Here is a 17,879-nt window from a genome sequence, read left to right on the forward strand (position 1 = left end):
CATGCTTGACGTGACGCTGCGCGACGTCGTCGCGATCCTCGAGTCGCTCTACCCGCCGGACACCGCCGCCGACTGGGACCGGGTCGGCCTCGTCACGGGCGACCTCGACCAGCCGGTGCGCACGATGATGTTCGCCCTCGACCCGACGCTCGCCGTCATCGACGAGGCCGTCGCGTGCGAGACCGACCTCCTCGTCACCCACCACCCCCTGCTGCTGCGCGGGGTCCACTCGGTGGCCACGACGACGGCCAAGGGCGCCTCGGTCACCGCGCTGCTCGCCGGTGGCGTGGCCCTCTACGTGGCCCACACCAATGCCGACGTCGCCGACCCGGGAGTGTCGACCGTGCTCGCCGACGCCCTCGGGCTGACGAGCCAGCGGCCCCTGACCCAGGTCGGCGGGCGCGATGCCGGACGCGTCGGCGAGCTGCCCGTCGCGCGGTCGCTGCGGGCGTTCGCCGAGTCCCTCGCCGACGTCCTGCCCCCGACCGCCGGGGGCATGCGCGTCAGCGGCGACCCCGACGCCGTCGTGCACCGGGTCGCCGTCATGGGCGGCTCCGGGGACGACCAGTTCGACGCCGTCCGCGCCTCGGGCGCCGACGTGTACGTCACGGCCGACCTGCGTCACCACCCGGTGCTCGAGGCCCGCGAGGAGGCTCGCGACGGCGCCCCGTACCTCGTCGACGCCGGCCACTGGGCCACCGAGTCGCTGTGGCTGGCGAGCGCCCGCGAGCGGGTCCTCCGGGCGTTGGGGGAGGACCCGACCCCCGGTGCCGAACCGACTAGGGTCGTGGGCAGACTCTCGACTCTGCGCACCGAGCCGTGGACCTTCGTCGTCGGTGCCAACCGAGCCCACCCGGACGCGGGCCCCGCCCGCGACCGGACCGATCCCGGAGGTGCGTCCTGAAAGCCGACCCGTCCCGCCAGTGGCGCCTGCTCGACCTGCAGGCGATCGACACGCGCCTGGACCAGATCGCGCACGCCAAGGCCAACCTCCCGCAGCTGGCCGCCGTCGACGCGGCACGGCGGGAGGTCGGTGCCCTCCAGACCGAGGTCGTCAACGCGCGTACCGCGGCCGACGACGTCCAGCGCGAGCTGACCAAGTCCGAGCAGGACGTCCAGCTCGTGCGCGACCGGGCGGCCCGCAACCAGTCGCGGCTCGACGCCGGCCAGGGTTCGGCCAAGGACCTGCAGGCCCTCCAGCACGAGCTCACCTCCCTGGCGCGCCGACAGGCCGAGCTCGAGGACGTCGAGATAGAGGTCATGGAGCGCGCCGAGTCCCTCGCGGCCCGCGTCACCGAGCTCGGGCGGCGGCACGCCGAGGTGGCCGAGGGGCTGGCACGGCTCGAGGCGGAGCGTGACGCGTCGCTGGCCGAGCTCGACGCGGAGGCGTCGAAGGTGGGAGGTGGGCGCGCCGACGTCGTGGCCGGTGTGGGCGACGACCTCGTCAGCCTCTACGAGAAGATCCGCGCCTCGAGCGGTGGCCTGGCGGCCGCCGCGATCTCGCACCGGCGGTGCGGTGGCTGCCGGCTCGAGCTCAACCGGGTCGACCTCGACCGCATCCGCAGCACCCCGCAGGATGAGGTCCTCCGCTGCGAGGAGTGCCGACGCATCATGGTGCGCACCGCCGAGTCGGGCCTGTGAGCCGATCGGTGAGCCGCCGGTGAGCGCGAGCTCCGGGCGCCGCCTCGTCGTCGAGGCCGACGGCGGGTCGCGGGGCAACCCCGGTGTCGCCGGCTACGGCGCCCTCGTCCGCGATGCCGAGACCGGCGCGGTCCTCGTCGAGCTGGCCGAGCCGCTGGGCAGGCAGAGCAACAACGTCGCCGAGTACTCCGGTCTCGTGGCCGGGCTGACGGCTGCCGCCGACCTGGCCAGCGGGCCGCGGGTCGTCGCGCGCATGGACTCCAAGCTCGTCGTCGAGCAGATGTCAGGTCGCTGGAAGATCAAGCACGAGGACATGCGCCGGCTCGCCCTCGAGGCCCGCGACGTCGTGAGGCGCATCGTCGACGCCGGTGGGTCGGTCGAGTTCGAGTGGGTGCCGCGTGAAAGGAACAAGGCCGCCGACGCGCTGAGCAACGAGGCGATGGACGGCAGGAGCGTCCGGCGCGTCCGCGCGACGGGCGGCGACGGCGCCGAGGACGCCCACGGACCGGAGGTCCTCGAGCACGCCGTCCACGCGGCCGAGGCGGTGGCCTCGACCGTGGCTCCCGTGGCTCCCGTGGCTCCCGGGGCTGTGGTCGGCGCGGCGACGCGTCCGCTGCGGCTGCTGCTCGTCCAGGTGCCGCACGACGAGGGCGCGGAGCCGCGGGTCCTCCGGGCGGTGCAGCGGCTCGTCGGGGCCGACGCGCGCGTCGTCGGCTCGGCCGAGCCGACCGCGCGCCGCCTCGCCGAGGCGGTGGCGACCACCCTCGACGCGTCGGTCGCAGCGACCGCCGCCTGGGACGGCACCGCGCCGGGCGAGGGCGCCGACGCCCGGGTCCGTGAGGCCTACCGCGGGCTGGCGGCCGAGGGCGGCACCGTCGTCGCCGTCACCTCGCGCCGCGGTGTCCTCTCGGTGCTCGCGGAGGTCCTCGCCACCCCGACGGAGCGGTTCTGGGCCCTGGCGAGCGCGCCCGGCAGCCTCTCGGCGGTCGAGGTGTGGGAGGACGGCTCGGCGTCGGTGGCTTTCACCAATCGGACCGACCATCTCGCCTGACGGACCGCGTGCGATAGTCGGCGCATGAGCTATGCCGGTGACGTGACGCCCGAGCAGGCCTGGGCCGCACTGCGTGACGAGCCGGGGGCCGTGCTCGTCGACGTGCGGACCCGGGCCGAGTGGACCTACGTCGGGCTGCCCGACCTCGGCGAGCTCGACAAGGAGGTGCTCCGCGTGGAGTGGCAGCGCTTTCCCGACGGCCGGGTCAACGACGCCTTCACGAGCGAGCTCGAGGCGGCGGGGGTCGCCAAGGACCGCCCGGTGTACTTCCTGTGCCGCTCCGGCGTGCGCTCCGTCGCGGCGGCCGAGGCGGCGACCGCGGCCGGATGGAGCAGCTCCTACAACGTCCTCGAGGGCTTCGAGGGGCCGCACGACGACCAGCGCCACCGCGCTGTCTCGGGGTGGAAGGTCGCGGGCCTGCCGTGGGTGCAGGGATGAGCGAGGTCGCCGCGGGAGAGGTGCGCCAGGACTGGCGCCCGGACACCCTTGCGGTGCGAGGGGGCCTGTCCCGCAGCGGGTTCGAGGAGACCTCGGAGGGCCTATTCCTGACCTCCGGCTTCGTGTACGACACCGCCGAGGACGCCGAGGCGGCGTTCAAGGGTGACGTCGACCGCTTCGTCTACTCCCGCTACGGCAACCCGACCGTGGCGATGTTCGAGGAGCGGCTGCGACAGATCGAGGGCGCCGAGGCGTGCTTCGCCACCGGGTCGGGGATGTCGGCGGTGTTCGTCGCGCTCGCGGCCCTGCTCGGCCGGGGCGACCGCGTCGTGTCCTCGCGGGCGCTGTTCGGCTCGTGCTTCGTCATCCTCGACGAGATCCTCCCACGGTGGGGTGTCGAGGCGGTCTTCGTCGACGGCCCCGACCTCGACCAGTGGCGGGAGGCGCTGTCCGAGCCGACGACGGCGGTCTTCTTCGAGACGCCGAGCAACCCCATGCAGGAGCTCGTCGACATCGCCGCCGTCAGCGAGCTGGCCCACGCGGCCGGTGCGCAGGTCGTCGTCGACAACGTCTTCGGCACGCCGGTCTTCAGCAAGCCGCTCGAGCACGGCGCGGACATCGTCGTGTACTCGGCGACCAAGCACATCGACGGCCAGGGCCGCGTGCTCGGCGGCGCGGTGCTCGGGCCGAAGGAGTTCATCGACGGCCCGGTGCAGAACCTCATGCGGCACACCGGACCGTCCATGTCGCCGTTCAACGCCTGGGTCCTCGTCAAGGGCCTGGAGACGATGTCGCTGCGGGTCGAGCGGATGGCCGACAGCGCCCTCGAGGTGGCCCGGTTCCTCGAGTCCCACCCGCGGGTGACGCGCGTCGTGCACCCCTTCCTCGAATCGCACCCGCAGCACGAGCTCGCCAAGCGACAGATGCTCGCGGCGGGCACCGTCGTCACCTTCGAGATCGACGGCGGCAAGGACGAGGCCTTCGCGCTCATGAACGCGCTCGAGGTCATCGACATCTCGAACAACCTCGGCGACTCCAAGTCCCTCGTGACGCATCCGGCGACGACGACGCACCGGCGCCTCGCCCCGGAGGCGCGGGCCGCCGTGGGGATCACCGACGGTGTCCTGCGGGTCTCGGTCGGCCTCGAGGACGTCCGCGACCTCGTCGACGACCTGCGTCGCGCCCTGGGCTGAACCCCCGCGTGCCGGCTGCGGTTCCGCGTCCGGCCGACGGGAGCCTGCCGGGCCCCGGCTGGCGGGAGCTGGGCGGCGCCGCTCAGGCGGTGACGGCGAGCGTCAGTGTCGTGACCGCGACGACGACCACCGCGCACAGCAGGCCGGTGCGGGCCACCCGCCCTGCGTCGACGGCCAGCCCCGCCGAGCGGCACCGCTGGGCCCACAGCAGGGTGGCCACCGAGCCCCACAGGGTGACGATCGGGCCGGTGTTGACCCCGACGAGCAGCGCCGCGAGCCGGGCCGGGGAGTCGGCGACCGTGGGCTCGAGGGCGAGGTAGGCGGGAAGGTTGTTGATGCCGTTCCCGGCCAGCGCGCCCAGGCCGCTCACCCGGAGCAGGTCGGTGACGCCGGTGCCGGCCCCGACGAGCGTGCGCAGCCAGCCCTCGAGACCTGCGCGGAGAGCCGCGTCGACGACGACGAACAGGACGCAGATGCCCAGGACGGTCAGCCACGGCATCCGGATGCGGCGCAGCAGCTCCGGGGCGCGCCAGTACGTGGCGGCGAGGAGGAAGAGCGCAGCGGGCACCGAGGCGAGCGCGGGCTGGACGCCGGCGACGAACGCGACCGCCAGCACGCCGCACGTCCAGGCCGTCATGACCATGAGCAGGTGGTCGTGGGGCTGGGCCCGGGGCGGGGCCTCGTAGCGCAGCCGCAGCTCGCGCCGGTGCAGCAGCCACAGCACCGCCACGGTGGCCACGACGGCCGCGACCGACGGGGCGGCGAGCAGGCGCAGGTAGCCCCAGGTCGAGATGCCGAGGTGCGCGAACGGGTGCAACGACAGCAGGTTGGTCAGGTTGGAGACCGGCAGCAGCAGCGAGGCCGTGTTGGCCAGCCAGAGCGTCGTCATGGCGAAGGGCAGCGGCGGCGCCCCGACCTGCCGGGCGACGGTCACGGCCACCGGGGTCAGCAGCACCGCCGTCGTGTCGAGACTGAGCACGACGGTCGAACAGACCGCGAGGACCACGACGAGCAGCCAGAGCACCTCGACCCGGCCCCGCGCCAGACGCGCGGCCCAGTGGGCGGCCTCGTCGAAGAGCCCGGCGAGGTCGCAGATCTCGGCGACGAGGGTGATGGCCACGAGGAAGACGAGGATCGGGGCCACCCGGTCGACGAGCTGCGCGAGGTCGAGCACGGCCTCAGTCCCTCGCCGTGGCGGCCAGCTGCCAGGCCTTTCCCGGGCGCTCGGGCCCGGTGAGGGTCACGGTGAAGCGCTCGGACAAGGCGTCGGCGAGGGCCTCGGGCGTGCGCGGCGCCTCCCGGCCGACCAGCTCGCGCGCGACGAGGCCGCGGGTGTGCTTGGCCATGTGGGACGCGCCGGGCACGGTGACGTGGACGGTGCGGCGAGCGACGTGGGCCGGCGGACGCCACATGGCGGCATAGGTCGTGGAGCGGCAGTCGACGACGAGACCGCGTTCACCCGCAGCCCGCTCGAGCACGGGCGCCAGGTGCGGGCGCCACACCCGGTCGAGCGCGCCGACGCCCGGCACGTCCGCGCAGACGTGGACGCGGTAGGCGGGGATGCGGTCGGTGAGGCGGACCGCGCCGAACAGCGCGGAGATGACCACGATGCTGCGGTTGGCGCGCCGTCGGGCCGCGGCGTCGAGGGTCGGCAGGTCGAGCGCCTTGTACAGGACCCCCGAGTACACGTCGGCGGCGACCCGGGCCGGCCCGGTGAGCAGCCGGGTGTTGCGCTCGACCTCCTCGACGAGGTTCGGGCTGACGCCGAGGACCTCGGGGGCGCCCGGCTCGGCGCTGACGGCGGCCACGGCGCGCACCGCGTCCTCGCGCAGCGGCGTCAGCGCGGGGAAGGACAGGGAGCCGAGGTCGAGCGGTCGCCCTCGCCGGGCGGGGGTCTTGCCCTCGGACGGGGGCAGGAGGATGAGCACGGGGGTCAGCCTAGGCACTGGCGCGAGAACGCGGCGCACCCTCCCACGGCGCGGGCCGGCGAGTCGGGAACCGACGAAAGTCCCTCGTGCGGCGACGCCGAACGAGCGAGCCGGCACCGCGCGTCGGGCCGCGTGCATAGGGTGGCGCCATGCCCTCGAGACACATCGTCTTCCGCCCGGCGCCGACGCCGGGTGACGTGGCGCAGGCCCTGACCACCCGCTTCGAGGAGATCCGCCGGGAGGCACAGCTGCCCGACGGGTTCCCGGCCGACGTCGTCGCCGAGGCCGCAGCCGCCGCCGGGAGCGCGGCGCTGCCCGAGCGCGACGAGACCGCCGTCCCGTTCGTCACCATCGACCCGCCGGGGTCGATGGACCTCGACCAGGCCCTGCACCTCGAGCGCTCCGGCGATGGCTACCGCGTGCGCTACGCGATCGCCGACGTGCCGGCCTTCGTCCGCGCCGGGGGAGCGGTCGACGCGGAGGCTCGCCGACGCGGACAGACGGTGTACTGCCCCGACGAGCGCGTGCTGCTGCACCCCAAGGAGCTGAGCGAGGGCGCGGCGAGCCTGCTCCCGGACCAGGTCCGCCCCGCGTTCGTCTGGGACATCCGGCTCGACGCCGACGCAGAGAGCACCGCGGTCCAGGTCTTCCGGGCGATGGTGCGCAGCGTGCGTCGCTACCACTACGCCGAGGTGCAGGACGCCGTCGACGACGGCTCCGCCGACGAGGTCCTGCTGCTGCTCAAGGAGGTCGGCGAGAAGCGGATCGCCTTGGAGCGCAACCGGGGCGGCGCGTCGCTGCCGATGCCGGAGCAGGAGGTCCGGGAGGACGGCTCCGGCGGGTTCACCGTGTCCTTCCGGCCGCTGCTGCCCTCCGAGGACTGGAACGCCCAGGTGTCGCTGCTGACCGGCATGGGTGCCGCCGAGCTCATGCTGCGCGGCAAGGTCGGCATCCTGCGAACCATGCCGCCGCCCGAGGAGCGTGACCTCGAGCGCTTCCGGCGGCAGGCCGAGGCGGCCGGCGTCGCGTGGCCCGAGGGACTGTCGTACGGCGAGTTCCTGCGCACCCTCGACGGCACCGACCCGCGGCACCTCGCCCTCGTCCACGAGGCGACGACGCTGTTCCGCGGCGCCGGCTACACGCCGTTCGACGGCACCGTGCCGGCACAGGCGGGCCATGCCGCCGTCGCGGCCCCGTACGCCCACGTCACGGCGCCGCTGCGCCGGCTCGTCGACCGCTTCGGTCTCGTCGTGTGCGAGGCGCTCTCGGCCGGCACCGAGGTGCCCGCCTGGGCTCGCGACGCGCTCGCCACGCTGCCGGAGGTCATGGCGGCCTCGGACCGTCGGGCCAACCAGGTCGAGCGGGCCTGCACCGATGCCGTCGAGGCGGCCGAGCTGGCCGGGCACCTCGGTGAGGAGCTCGGCGCGGTGGTCCTCGCCGCGAACGGGCAGGCTGTCGTCGTCCAGCTCAGCGACCTCGCGGTCGTCGCCAAGGCCACCGGGGCGGCGCGTCCGGGGGACTCGGTGCGCGTCCGCGTCGACGCGGCCGACGTGTCGACGGGAACGGTCGGCCTCGCCGTCGTGTGACGCGTCGGCGCCGGCGTCGTCCCTCGAGGACGGGCCCTGTCCCGCTCCGCCGCGATCAGCCGGTGAGTGCCGCCGCGTTCGCGGGCGCCTGGCCGTTCGGCGCCGGCTGGGTGCCCGTGCCGGTCGAGGGTGGCGTCGTGGCTGCCGGGGCGTCGGTCGTGGGGGGCGTGCCCGAGGGACCGCCGGTCGAGCCGTCCGGCGCGGTTGTCGGGCCCGGGCCGCCGGACGTGGAACCCGGCATCGGCGTCCCCGTCGGGCCGCCCGTCGGGGTCGGGGCGGTTGTCGCAGGAGTCGTCGGTGTGGTGCTGGGGTGGGTGGTGCCGGTGCTCGGGATGCCGGAACCGCTGGAGGCGGCCGAGCCGCCCCGGGAGGGACCCTCCACGAGGTGGGCCGCCCCACCTCGGCCGATCGTGGTCCCGGTGACCTGGGCCCCGGTCGTCAGCTGGACGCCGGTGAGGACGACGGCGGCGACGGCGAAGAGGGCCCCAGCCGTCGTGAGCAGGCGTCGGGTGCCGGTCCGGTCGGGCAGGCGCAGCCAGAGCGAGCTGCGTCGGGCCAGGGGGCCGCGGCCGTACACGCGGCCGAGGGTGCCGCGGCCGTAGGCGCGGGCGAGGACGACTGCCTCGCGGGCACGCGCCATCGAGTTGGTGTAGAGGTTCGCAGCCACCGCGGTGACGAGCGAACCGATCGCGGCGCCGGCGATCGTGCCCAGCAGGCCCAGGCGTGAACCGAGCGCGGCGGCGGTCGCCGCGGCCAGCGAGCCGCCGACCAGCTGGGTCAGCGACAGGTCCAGCAGGCGTGGACGAGGGGACGGGTCCTGGGTCCCGCCCGCGAGCGGTACCTCGACTGGTCGGTCCGCGAGCAGGGGCCGGGCCCGCTCCGGGATCGGTCGGGTGGGGGCTGATGGGGGAGAGGTCTGCGTCATCGTCCTGAGGGGGCAGGTTTCCGTATGGTCGTCACCCGTCCCCGTTGACGAGCCGGGGCGGCGCCGAACGCCGTCCCTCGCAGGGAGGACGAGCGACGAGCCGTCGTCGTTGACGTCCGGACGGGTTTGTGACCCGGGTCACAGGTCGCGTCGACGGCTCGTGCGGGTGGCCACGGGGCGGGCACTGCACACAAAAGGGGCGGCGCAACCGGTGACGGCAGCCCCCGACCCGTCCTACGGTGGAGCAACAGGGGGACGTTGGGGAGGGGAGCCAGGTGGACGTCGCGGTCTCCGTCGAGGAGAGCAGCATCCGTGTCCGGCTGGCCGGTGAGGTCGACACGTACACGGTGCCCGACGCCCGGCTCGCGTTCGACTCGCTCGAGCTGGTGCCGGGGGCCACGGTCGTCGTCGACCTGCGCGACGTGACGTTCCTCGACTCGTCGGGGCTCGGCGCCGTCATCGGCCTCCACCACCGGGCCAGGGCGGCTGGAGCCACGCTGCGGCTCGTCTGCTCCGGGGTGTCACTGCGCCTCGTGCGGCTGACCAACCTCGACCAGGTCATCGAGGTCGAAGAGGTCGACGAGGTCGACGAGGTCAGCGCCCCGCTCGAGCCCGAACCGTCTACCGAGGGCGGGGCGGTCGCGGCAGGTTGACGTGCAGGCGCACCGTGGTGCGCGCCGGCGTCGCCTCGATGTCGAGCCGGTCGGTCAGGGACTCGGCGATCCACAGGCCCCGGCCGCTCACCGCGAGGTGGTCGGCGTGTCGGACGCTCGGCGTCGAGCCCGTGCCGTCGCCGTCCTCGACCGTGAAGACCAGGCCCTCGCCGGTCGCGTCGATGCGAAGCCGGCCGTGGCCGCCGCCGTGGACGATGCTGTTGACGGCGACCTCGTGCACCGCGATCTCGGCGTCGCCGACGCGGTCGGGCACCCGCCCCACCGTGACCGTGCGGACCACCTCCCGAACCCGGCGCAGGTCGTCCGGGCCGAAGTCGAGGCAGGCCAGCTCGGCGTCGCCGTCCACGGTCGGCGTGGTCATCGTTCCATGGTGGCACTCCGTGGCCCATCTCGGGGACGACGACGCCCACCGACTGACAGGATGTGCCCATGACCGCGAGGGAGCCGGGCCCGAACAGGCACCCCGCCATTGCCGCGCGGCTCGCGGCCCTCGCGCGCACGGTGGCCCGTCTCGGGGCGGCCACGACGATGGACGACCTCACCGAGATCGTCACGGAGCGCGCCTCGGAGGTCATCGGGGCGACGCGCGCCGTGCTCGCGCTGCGCGACGGGCCGGACCTGCTGCGGACCGTGGGCACCCACGGGATGAGCGCGAGCCTGGTCCGGCAGTGGGCCGTCTTCGACCTCGACGCCCGGACGCCGATGACCGAGGCCGTGCGGCTGGGGCGCACGATCGTCACCGAGAGCCGCGCCGACATGGTCGCGCGCTACCCCGACCTCGACGACGACGGCACCGAGCGCTCCAGCGTCACGCTTCCCCTCCTGTCGCCCGCGACCGGCGAGGCGATCGGTGCGGTCGGGTTCCGGTTCGAGGGCCGGGTCGGGCCGCTGGAGCCGGAGGAGCTGTCGGTCCTCGGCGTCCTCGCGGAGATGTGCGCCCAGACGATCCGGCGGCTGCGTGCCGAGCAGCAGAGCGCGGCCCGCGCCGCCCAGCTCGAGTTCCTCGCCGACGCCTCGCAGGCTCTCGCCGGCAGCCTCGACTACCGCGAGACCCTGCGACAGGTCGCCTCGCTCGCCGTGCCCACCCACGCCGACTGGTGCTCGGTCCAGCTGCTGGACGACGGTGTCCTGCGCACGCTCGCCGTCGCGCACGTCGACCCCGAGAAGGTCGCGCTCGCCAAGGAGCTGGAGACGCGCTGGCCGCCTGACCTCAACCGCCCCGGGGGTGTCGCCGAGGTCGTCCGGTCCGGCACGAGCCTGCTCGTCGAGGCCGTCACCGACGAGATGCTCGTCGCGTCGGCGCGCGACGAGGAGCACCTGCGGATCGCGCGCGAGCTCGGGCTGCAGAGCGCGATGTCCGTGCCGTTGCTCGCCAAGGAGCGGGTGCTCGGCGTGCTGAGCTTCGTCGCGGCGGAGTCGGGTCGCAGGTACACGGCCGAGGACGTCTCGTTCGCGGAGGACCTCGCCCGCCGAGCCGCGCAGGCCATCGACAACGCCGACCTCTACTCCCAGACGCGTCGCGTGGCCGCCGTGCTGCAGGCGACACTACTGCCGCACCAGATGCCGGAGGTCGCCGGCTGGGGCTTCGGGGCGGTCTACCGGCAGGCCGGACGGACCGAGGTCGGTGGCGACTACTACGACGTCGCGGCACTCGAGGACCAGCGGCTCGTGGCCGTCGTCGGCGACGTCATGGGCCGCGGCGTCGATGCGGCGCTCGGTGGCTCGCGGATGCGCTCGGCCGTGCGGGTGCTGGCGACCCAGCACCCCGAGCCCGACGCGCTCGCCCGCGCCGTCGACCGGCTCATGGCCGTCGAGGCGCCGACGCCGATGGCCTCGGCCGTGTACGTGCTCTTCGACCCGGCCACCGACATGCTGTCGATGACCGTCGCCGGTCACCCGCCGCCGTTGCTCATCCGGCGCGGAGAGGGCCGCTACATCGAGGAGCACGGCTCGCCGGTGCACGGCCTCGGGACGGTGCCGCGCCCGGTCGTCAACCTGCCCTTCGGCATCGGTGACGTGCTCCTGCTCTACACGGACGGGCTCGTCGAGCGCCGCGGTGAGGCCATCGACGTCGGGCTGGGTCGGCTGCGCGACCTGGCCGAGCGGTGCTTTCGCGACGCCGGCCCGGACGCCGACCTCGACGCCGTCCTCGACGACCTCGTCGAAGCGGTCACCGACCCCGACCGCCACGACGACGTGGCCCTGGTCGGGTTTCGACGCGTCGCCTGAGGGGCGGGGCGGCGCCGGTGGGGGCCGGCCGCCTATGCTGGTCCGCGGATGAGTCGGCCAGGCGGTCGCGTCAGGGCCTCGGCCCTGCCGAGGAACGTCCGGGCTCCGAAGGGCAGGGTGGTGGCCAACAGCCACCCGGGGTGACCCGCGGGACAGTGCCACAGAGAACAGACCGCCGGAGGCCTCGGCCCCCGGCAAGGGTGAAACGGTGGTGTAAGAGACCACCAGCGCCCCAGGCGACTGGGGCGGCTCGGTAAACCCCACCCGGAGCAAGTCCAGACAGCGCACGATCGACGCCCTCGGGCGTCGGGAAGACCGGCCCGGTCGAGTGTGCGGGTAGGACGCTGGAACCGGTCAGCAATGGCCGGTCGAGATGGATGGCCGCCACCGCGGATGCCGGCAACGGCGTCGCGGGACAGAACCCGGCGTATCGGCCGACTCATCCACTTTCAGGCCTCTGACCTGCGGTTATGCCCGGAGGGCCCCTCGGCAGTCCGCAGATAGTCTGCAAGATTTCCGAAGACGAGGTCCACGGCGTCCCGCGTCCGGTCGCCAGAGTCGGGCCAGATATGGCTGTAGGTGTCGCGCGTTGTGACGGGCATTCGTCGCGGGTGTTTGGTCACGATCATTCTGACCGAGGGCTCCCGGTGCCCAGGTTCCACTCGCGGAGGTCGAGGCTCCAGCGTCTCAACGAGATCGAATTGTTCGTGCCAGCAGCTGAGTTGTGCTCGGGAGCGGGCCGAGCGACCCGCTCGCCCCACCCGCTGGGACCAGAATGGATACATGACGTTCGTCGAGGTCGCGATCGCGGACCTGGCTCAAGAGCCGATTCGACAGAGTGATGCTCACCTCGATCTAGAACGCGTCGCGTTCTACGCGGATCACCTGGCCGACTCGGCGCCTGTCGTCGTCTACGACATAGAAGGCTGCCTGCTGCTGGCTGACGGTTATCACCGAGTAGCTGCGGCCCGACAACTCCGCAGAACGGTCATCTCGGCAGATGTACGAAAAGGCACCCGAGCTGATGCTTTGCGTTTCGCCGCGGACCTGGCGCGGCAGCAGCGCGGGCTTCCGAAGGAACAGATTCTCGCCGCCATCATGCGAAGGGCCGACGGCCGTACGGGATCTCAATGACATCGGGACGATCGCTCGGCTCGCCGCATGTGCGCGCGTTGCCGCGATACTGAACGCGTGAATCCCTCCGTGCTGAGTGCCTTGCTCGTGGTCCTGGCCGTCGGAGCCGCCAGCCTTTGGGTGCTGTCGGATGCCCGGTCACGGGTGAAGCTCGACCGACCCGTCGTCGCCAGGTTCGGTGATCTCACGGTTGATAGGCCGGAAGTGTGGGCGGCCCTATGCCTACTGGTGATGGTGCTGTTCTTGCCGCTTTACCTCGTGGCCCGCAGCGCCGAGTAACCCAGCACACTTTGCACGCCCTCTCATCGGCTACCTAGAGAGTGGGGCCAGGTTCTGGCCTGGCCGGGCCGGGGCTCAGGTGCCCGGGGTTTGTCGCTCGCACATCGGCTGCCCAGCGTCCGTTTGTGGCTCTCATTTGGCTTGCGCAGCCTCGGGCATCGCCAGGGCCGGGAGAGTCTCAAGAGAGGAATGCGCTGCCTGAAGTAGCGGTGCCCTCCCGGCAAGGGTGCCGGCTGCTGAGCTCTGGGAGACGATGCTTGCCAGCCGGCCGGCGGCATCCCACGTCTGCGTGGTGGTCGTCGGCCGCTGGGCGATGCTGGTCGGGTTCGCGTCCTTGTCGCGGCCGAGGGTGGTCGTGTTGCCGAGCCAGTCGCTGATCGTGGCCAGTTGCCCCGCGTCGTCGTAAGGGCGGGTGACCGTCTTGCCGTTCGGGTAGGTGAGCCTGGTCAACAGCCCGGACAGGTTCCAGCTGTAGCCGACGGTTCGTCCAGCCCTGGGCGTGGACGAAGTGATGCGGTCCAGGTCGTCATAGGTGAACGTGCTGGTTCCGGACCCATCAGTGCGACTCGTGACACGGCCCAGGACGTCATAACTGTAGCTCTCCGCCGGCGTCGCTCCGTCGTCGTAGGAGACGCCGGTGAGCCTGTCGAGTGCGACCTAGGTGTTCGTAGTGACGCGCCCGGCAGGGTCGGTGACGGTGGTCAGGTTGTCGTTGCGGTCCCAGCTGTAACCGGTGACGCGTCCCAGCGGGTCGGTGCTGCTCGCAGGTCTACCGACCGGGTCGTACGTGTAGGTCGTCGCGTTGCCGCCCGCGTCGGTCCGGGACTTGAGCTTCCCGTCCTTGTCGTAGGCGAGAGCGACGGTAGAGGCGTCCGGCGCAGTCGTCGTCCTGACGAGGCCCGTCGTGGTGTAGGCGTAGGCCGTCGTGTGGCCCAGCTGGTCGATCGCGGCGGTGATCCGGCCGCTGTCGTCATGGGTGACAGAGGCGGTGTGCCCGAGCGAGTCCTCGACACCGGTGGCGCGCCCGGTCGCATCGTAGCTGTATGTCGTGGTGTTCCCGCGCGGGGACGTGGCCGTCAGCAGGCGGCCGGCGTCGTCGTAGGTGAACCGAGTCGTGTTGCCGGCGCCGTCGGTGATGCTCGCCAGGCGGTCGGTGCAACCGGTACGAGGTCGAGGGTACCTGCCGGTACCGGGTGCGTTGGTGCGGTCGGTGACCGTCGGTGAGGTCCTCGAGGTTCCGATCGGCGACTGTCGCGCGGTCGGGCCGGTGGCCCACCGCAAGCCGCCGACCGAGGCTTGACGGGAAACGCCGTTCACCGGCAGTCCTCGTGAATCCGAGCGCTGGACCGGAGCTCGCTCGGCGCTTCCCGGCGACACGTCTTGGTGCTGGTCGCAGTGCCCCCAAGCCCTTGTCAGCCGGCTGAGCCCGGCTGACAGCTGGCCGTTGTCGCTCGGCGAACCGTGGCGCGGCCGCGAGCACCGAAACCGGCTGGCGGGCCGGCGGCGCTTCATCAAGGTCCGCCGCGACCGACGTCGGTCGCGCCGTGGCGCCCGCGGGTAGGTGGTGAGTGCAGACGGACGTCTCACCACTTGTGGCCTTCGCTGCCGTGACCTCCCCTCCATATGAAGGAGCCCCGCGATGAGCGACACCCAGAGCCCGACCGGCTCAAGCTCGGCCGCCGTTACCAGTACCGAGGCACAGTCGCCGCTGGTGACGAAGCTGGGCAGAACCACCATCGCCGACACCGTGGTCGCCAAGATCGCCGGCATCGCGGCCAGTGAGGTGCCCGGCGTCCATGCCCTCGGTGGCGCCACGGCCCGGGCGGTCGGGGCCTTCCGTGAGCGGATGCCCGGTGGCCACGCCAGCCAATCGCAGGGCATCTCTGTGGAGGTGGGCGAGCGGCAGGCCGCCGTCGACGTCCAGCTCGTCGCCGACTACGGCGTGGCGGTGACCGACCTCGCACGGGCCATCCGTCGCAACGTGATCTCGGCGATCGAGCGGATGACCGGCCTCGAGGTGACGGAGGTCAACATCGACGTTCAGGACGTGTTCCTCGAGAGTGACACCGAGAGCCTGGACGAGGATCAGAGCAAGGGCGGCAAGCGCCGAGTCCAGTGATGGCGCACCCGGGCGGCACGGGAACGGGTCGGGAGGCGAAATGGCCACCTCCGATCCGGCGGGGTGATGTTCGGACGCGTGCCTGTTCGCGCATTTGTTCACGGCTTCGGCTCGACGCCTCACCCTTTCTTCCCGGGCCTGAAGCGTCGTGTGCCCAGTTGAGACCCAGCATCGGCGTGCGAGCGCAGCGCGAAGTGTCGGCTCCTGTCGGGCTGCGCGAGGGGTCCAAGCGTTCGACGAGGTGTCACGCGCGGTGTGCTGGCCCCCTCGGCGCGCCGGACGCTGCGCTCATCCCAAGTTGGCGACGAGCGGCAGTGCGGGGCGCCGCGGCGGCACCGCGGCGTTGGCGGCCTTGGCGCCGGCCGGCTTGGGACGGTTGGGCAGCGCGAGGCGGAAGACCTTGGCCCAGGCCTGGCCGACCTGCTTGGGCAGCGGGCCGGTCGTGTAGGGAAGGCCGTAGCGCTCGCAGATCTCGCGGACCTCGACGGCGACCTCGGCGTAGCGGTTGCTCGGCAGGTCGGGGAAGCAGTGGTGCTCGATCTGGTGGGACAGGTTGCCGGTCATGATGTGCATCAGCTTCGAGCCGGAGATGTTGGCCGAGCCGAGCATCTGGCGGATGTACCAGTCGCCGCGCGTCTCGCCCTCGATCTCCTCCTCGGTGAAGGTGTCGACACCGTCGGGGAAGTGGCCGCAGAAGATGACCGAGTGCGCCCACACGTTGCGGATCGCGTTGGCCGTGAAGGTGCCGAGCAGCGCCTGCTTGCCGGAGCCGAACGGCACGGCGGCAAGCGGGGTGGCGGCGTAGTCCTTGGTGAACTGACGCACCACCTTGCGACCCATCGCCTTGAGGTCGCGCTTGAGGTCCTCCTTGGACTTCTCGCCGTCCTTGACGGCCTCGAGCTCGAGGTCGTAGATGGCGATGCCCCACTCGAAGAAGGGCGCCAGGACCATGTTGTAGAGCGGGTTGCCGAGGTTGCCGGGGTGCCACGGCTGGTCCTCGGCCATGCGCAGGGTGGAGTAGCCCACGTCCTTGTCCTTGCCCAGCACGTTGGTCCACGTGTGGTGCAGGTCGTTGTGGGTGTGCTTCCAGGCGGCGGCGGGGGTGACGAAGTCCCACTCCCACGTCGTCGAGTGGATGTCGGGGTCGCGCATCCAGTCCCACTGGCCGTGCAGGACGTTGTGGCCGATCTCCATGTTCTCGAGGATCTTGGCGACCGACAGCATGGCGGTGCCGGCAACGAAGGCGCTCTTCTTCTTCGAGAAGAGCAGCGTGGCCCGGCCGGCGACCTCGAGGGTGCGCTGGATGCGGATGACACGGCGGATGTAGGCCGCGTCCTTGGCCCCGCGCGTGGCGATGATGCGGTCGCGCACGGCGTCGAGCTCCTTGCCGAGGCGCTCGACGTCGGCCTCGGACAGGTGCGCCGCGGCGCTCGGGCGCTTCAGGGGTCCTCCGGACGCCGCGAGGACGGGCTTACGGACCCGGATCGCCGGGGCGGTCTCGGCCGCGGCGGCCCCGGCGGCGCGGGTCGGCGCCGTCGTCTTCGGTCGGTTCATGGTGGCGGTCATCGGTGGTTCCCTTCCTAGATGTCCATGTGGACAGGTCCCGCGGCCGCGTTGACGCACGTCTGGATCAGGTCCTGAACTGGGTCATGACCTCCATTGTGGCCTCCAGGGCCCTTCCGAACTAGGGGGTGAGGCGTAGGCTCTCGCTGTCAGAACTGTTTCTCCACGACAAATTCTGGGATCAAGTCCTGTCGAACGCCACATCGAACCGACCATGGTTTGTTGCTCTCCGCGGAAGTGGCAACCTCGACCCCCGGTTGTGTGGCTCCGTCAGCCGACCCACGTGACGCCATACAAAGCTCGTCAGCCGATCGGCCACGGAACACGCCTGCTTCCCCGAACGGCGCGTCGAGCTGAAGGACATCCAGCTGCCCGACAGCATGAAGCGTGCGATGGCTCGCCAGGCGGAGGCGGAGCGGGAGAAGCGAGCCAAGATCATCAGCGCCGAGGGGGAGTCGCTCGCCGCGGCGGCGCTGGGCGACGCCTCCGACACGATGATGGCCCACCCTCTCGCCCTCCAGCTGCGCAACCTGCAGAGCCTCGTGGAGCTCGGCGTGGACAAGAACACCACAGTTGTGTTCCCGGCGCCCTTGATGAGCACCATCGCCGAGCTCGGCAGTTTCCTTGCCCACGAGGCGGCCGCAGCCGCGACGTCCGCGCCCGTCGGAGCGGCCGCGCCCACCTCCTCCCCGCCGTTCACCGGCAAGCCCCTCACGGAACCGGCTGCCCCGCAACCCACCCCGACGCGGAGCGGCGTCTGACGCCTTGCGGTTGGTGTGATGGCGGCTTCCGGCTCGGGCTGACAACGCTCCCTAGCTGTACTGACCCGACAGGTTGGTTAAGCGGGTGATGGGTGGCTTGTTCCCGCAGGCGGTGTGGGGTCGGTGGTGGTTGTACTCGTGCAGCCATGCTGGCAGAGCGGCTCGCCGTTCGTGTTCTGAGGCGTAGCAGCGGGCGTATCCCCATCCGTCGGCCAGGGTGCGGTGGAAGCGTTCGATCTTGCCGTTGGTCTGGGGGCGGTAGGGCCGGGTCCGGGTGTGCGTGAGTATCAGCTCGGTGCAGGTGTCGCGCCACAGGTGGGAGCGGTACGCGGCGCCGTTGTCAGACAGCACTCGTTGG

18 protein-coding genes, 1 other RNA gene and 2 pseudogenes are annotated in these 17,879 nt (G+C 72.3%); 13 read left to right on the plus strand and 8 right to left on the minus strand.

Translation table 11 applies throughout. From position 1 onward, the window contains the following. The first annotated feature begins 1 nt into the window (after position 1). Genes ACPYOM_RS09290 through ACPYOM_RS09310 form a run of 5 tightly spaced genes read left to right on the plus strand, consistent with a single transcriptional unit; the run spans position 2 to position 4,323 of the window. A complete protein-coding gene (locus tag ACPYOM_RS09290; RefSeq protein WP_481345727.1) occupies positions 2–904 on the plus strand; it encodes a Nif3-like dinuclear metal center hexameric protein in 903 nt (300 codons plus the stop codon). Further along, complete coding sequence (locus tag ACPYOM_RS09295) at positions 820–1,641, plus strand: zinc ribbon domain-containing protein (protein WP_481345728.1); 822 nt, start codon at positions 820–822, stop codon at positions 1,639–1,641. The genes ACPYOM_RS09290 and ACPYOM_RS09295 overlap by 85 nt, the downstream gene beginning before the upstream one ends. Before the next feature lie 19 nt (positions 1,642–1,660). After that, positions 1,661–2,692: a reverse transcriptase-like protein gene (locus ACPYOM_RS09300; protein WP_481345729.1), complete on the plus strand. Its 1,032-nt coding sequence runs from the start codon at positions 1,661–1,663 to the stop codon at positions 2,690–2,692. A gap of 24 nt (positions 2,693–2,716) precedes the next feature. After that, positions 2,717–3,130, plus strand: a complete 414-nt coding sequence (locus ACPYOM_RS09305; protein ID WP_481339951.1) for a rhodanese-like domain-containing protein — start codon at positions 2,717–2,719, stop codon at positions 3,128–3,130. Further along, the gene (locus ACPYOM_RS09310; protein WP_481345730.1) at positions 3,127–4,323 is read left to right on the plus strand and encodes an O-succinylhomoserine sulfhydrylase; all 1,197 of its coding nucleotides are present in this window, start codon (positions 3,127–3,129) and stop codon (positions 4,321–4,323) included. Before ACPYOM_RS09305 ends, ACPYOM_RS09310 begins: the two co-directional genes overlap by 4 nt. Before the next feature lie 82 nt (positions 4,324–4,405). Here the strand turns inward: ACPYOM_RS09310 and ACPYOM_RS09315 are convergent, their stop codons facing one another. Beyond that, on the minus strand, positions 4,406–5,497 hold the full coding sequence (locus tag ACPYOM_RS09315) for an ArsB/NhaD family transporter (protein ID WP_481339955.1): 1,092 nt from the start codon (positions 5,495–5,497) through the stop codon (positions 4,406–4,408). Between the two features lie 4 nt (positions 5,498–5,501). After that, positions 5,502–6,251 (minus strand): YaaA family protein, encoded by a 750-nt coding sequence (locus tag ACPYOM_RS09320; RefSeq protein WP_481345731.1) that lies wholly within the window; start codon positions 6,249–6,251, stop codon positions 5,502–5,504. A gap of 149 nt (positions 6,252–6,400) precedes the next feature. Between ACPYOM_RS09320 and ACPYOM_RS09325 the strand changes: the two genes are divergently transcribed. Beyond that, positions 6,401–7,837, plus strand: a complete 1,437-nt coding sequence (locus ACPYOM_RS09325; protein ID WP_481345732.1) for an RNB domain-containing ribonuclease — start codon at positions 6,401–6,403, stop codon at positions 7,835–7,837. A gap of 55 nt (positions 7,838–7,892) precedes the next feature. Here the strand turns inward: ACPYOM_RS09325 and ACPYOM_RS09330 are convergent, their stop codons facing one another. Continuing rightward, positions 7,893–8,762 (minus strand): hypothetical protein, encoded by an 870-nt coding sequence (locus ACPYOM_RS09330; protein WP_481345733.1) that lies wholly within the window; start codon positions 8,760–8,762, stop codon positions 7,893–7,895. 275 nt (positions 8,763–9,037) lie between these two features. Between ACPYOM_RS09330 and ACPYOM_RS09335 the strand changes: the two genes are divergently transcribed. Next, positions 9,038–9,415: an STAS domain-containing protein gene (locus tag ACPYOM_RS09335; RefSeq protein WP_481339965.1), complete on the plus strand. Its 378-nt coding sequence runs from the start codon at positions 9,038–9,040 to the stop codon at positions 9,413–9,415. Here the strand turns inward: ACPYOM_RS09335 and ACPYOM_RS09340 are convergent. Continuing rightward, positions 9,384–9,797, minus strand: coding sequence for an ATP-binding protein (locus ACPYOM_RS09340; protein ID WP_481339968.1), 414 nt, complete (start codon positions 9,795–9,797; stop codon positions 9,384–9,386). The two genes, ACPYOM_RS09335 and ACPYOM_RS09340, sit on opposite strands and share 32 nt — an antisense overlap. A gap of 68 nt (positions 9,798–9,865) precedes the next feature. On the opposite strand from ACPYOM_RS09340, the gene ACPYOM_RS09345 reads away from it, so the two are divergent. The 4 genes from ACPYOM_RS09345 (at position 9,866) to ACPYOM_RS09360 (ending at position 13,078) form a co-directional block, all read left to right on the plus strand. Next, positions 9,866–11,665: a GAF domain-containing SpoIIE family protein phosphatase gene (locus tag ACPYOM_RS09345; protein WP_481339971.1), complete on the plus strand. Its 1,800-nt coding sequence runs from the start codon at positions 9,866–9,868 to the stop codon at positions 11,663–11,665. A gap of 49 nt (positions 11,666–11,714) precedes the next feature. Then, an RNA gene (rnpB, locus tag ACPYOM_RS09350) (RNase P RNA component class A) lies at positions 11,715–12,111 on the plus strand. 337 nt (positions 12,112–12,448) lie between these two features. Continuing rightward, on the plus strand, positions 12,449–12,799 hold the full coding sequence (locus ACPYOM_RS09355; protein WP_481339974.1) for a hypothetical protein: 351 nt from the start codon (positions 12,449–12,451) through the stop codon (positions 12,797–12,799). Between the two features lie 57 nt (positions 12,800–12,856). Beyond that, positions 12,857–13,078: a hypothetical protein gene (locus ACPYOM_RS09360; RefSeq protein WP_481345734.1), complete on the plus strand. Its 222-nt coding sequence runs from the start codon at positions 12,857–12,859 to the stop codon at positions 13,076–13,078. Positions 13,079–13,210: 132 nt separating this feature from the next. On the opposite strand, the pseudogene ACPYOM_RS09365 reads toward ACPYOM_RS09360, so the two are convergent. Then, positions 13,211–13,666: pseudogene (locus ACPYOM_RS09365) on the minus strand (hypothetical protein); the annotation flags it as partial. A 69-nt stretch (positions 13,667–13,735) separates the two neighbouring features. Continuing rightward, the gene (locus tag ACPYOM_RS09370) at positions 13,736–14,395 is read right to left on the minus strand and encodes a hypothetical protein (protein WP_481345735.1); all 660 of its coding nucleotides are present in this window, start codon (positions 14,393–14,395) and stop codon (positions 13,736–13,738) included. A 322-nt stretch (positions 14,396–14,717) separates the two neighbouring features. Here ACPYOM_RS09370 and ACPYOM_RS09375 point away from each other — a divergent pair, with 322 nt between their 5' ends. Beyond that, entirely contained in the window at positions 14,718–15,197 is a 480-nt protein-coding gene (locus ACPYOM_RS09375) for an Asp23/Gls24 family envelope stress response protein (RefSeq protein ID WP_481339979.1), read from the plus strand. 288 nt (positions 15,198–15,485) lie between these two features. Here the strand turns inward: ACPYOM_RS09375 and ACPYOM_RS09380 are convergent, their stop codons facing one another. Beyond that, complete coding sequence (locus tag ACPYOM_RS09380; RefSeq protein WP_481345736.1) at positions 15,486–16,763, minus strand: fatty acid desaturase family protein; 1,278 nt, start codon at positions 16,761–16,763, stop codon at positions 15,486–15,488. A gap of 344 nt (positions 16,764–17,107) precedes the next feature. On the opposite strand from ACPYOM_RS09380, the pseudogene ACPYOM_RS09385 reads away from it, so the two are divergent. Continuing rightward, positions 17,108–17,521: pseudogene (locus tag ACPYOM_RS09385) on the plus strand (SPFH domain-containing protein); the annotation flags it as partial. A 51-nt stretch (positions 17,522–17,572) separates the two neighbouring features. On the opposite strand, the gene ACPYOM_RS09390 reads toward ACPYOM_RS09385, so the two are convergent. After that, positions 17,573–17,879 (minus strand): integrase core domain-containing protein (locus tag ACPYOM_RS09390; protein WP_481345737.1); only part of this gene is annotated, 307 nt, incomplete at its 5' end.

The organism is Monashia sp. HAY1-2A (assembly GCF_056755315.1).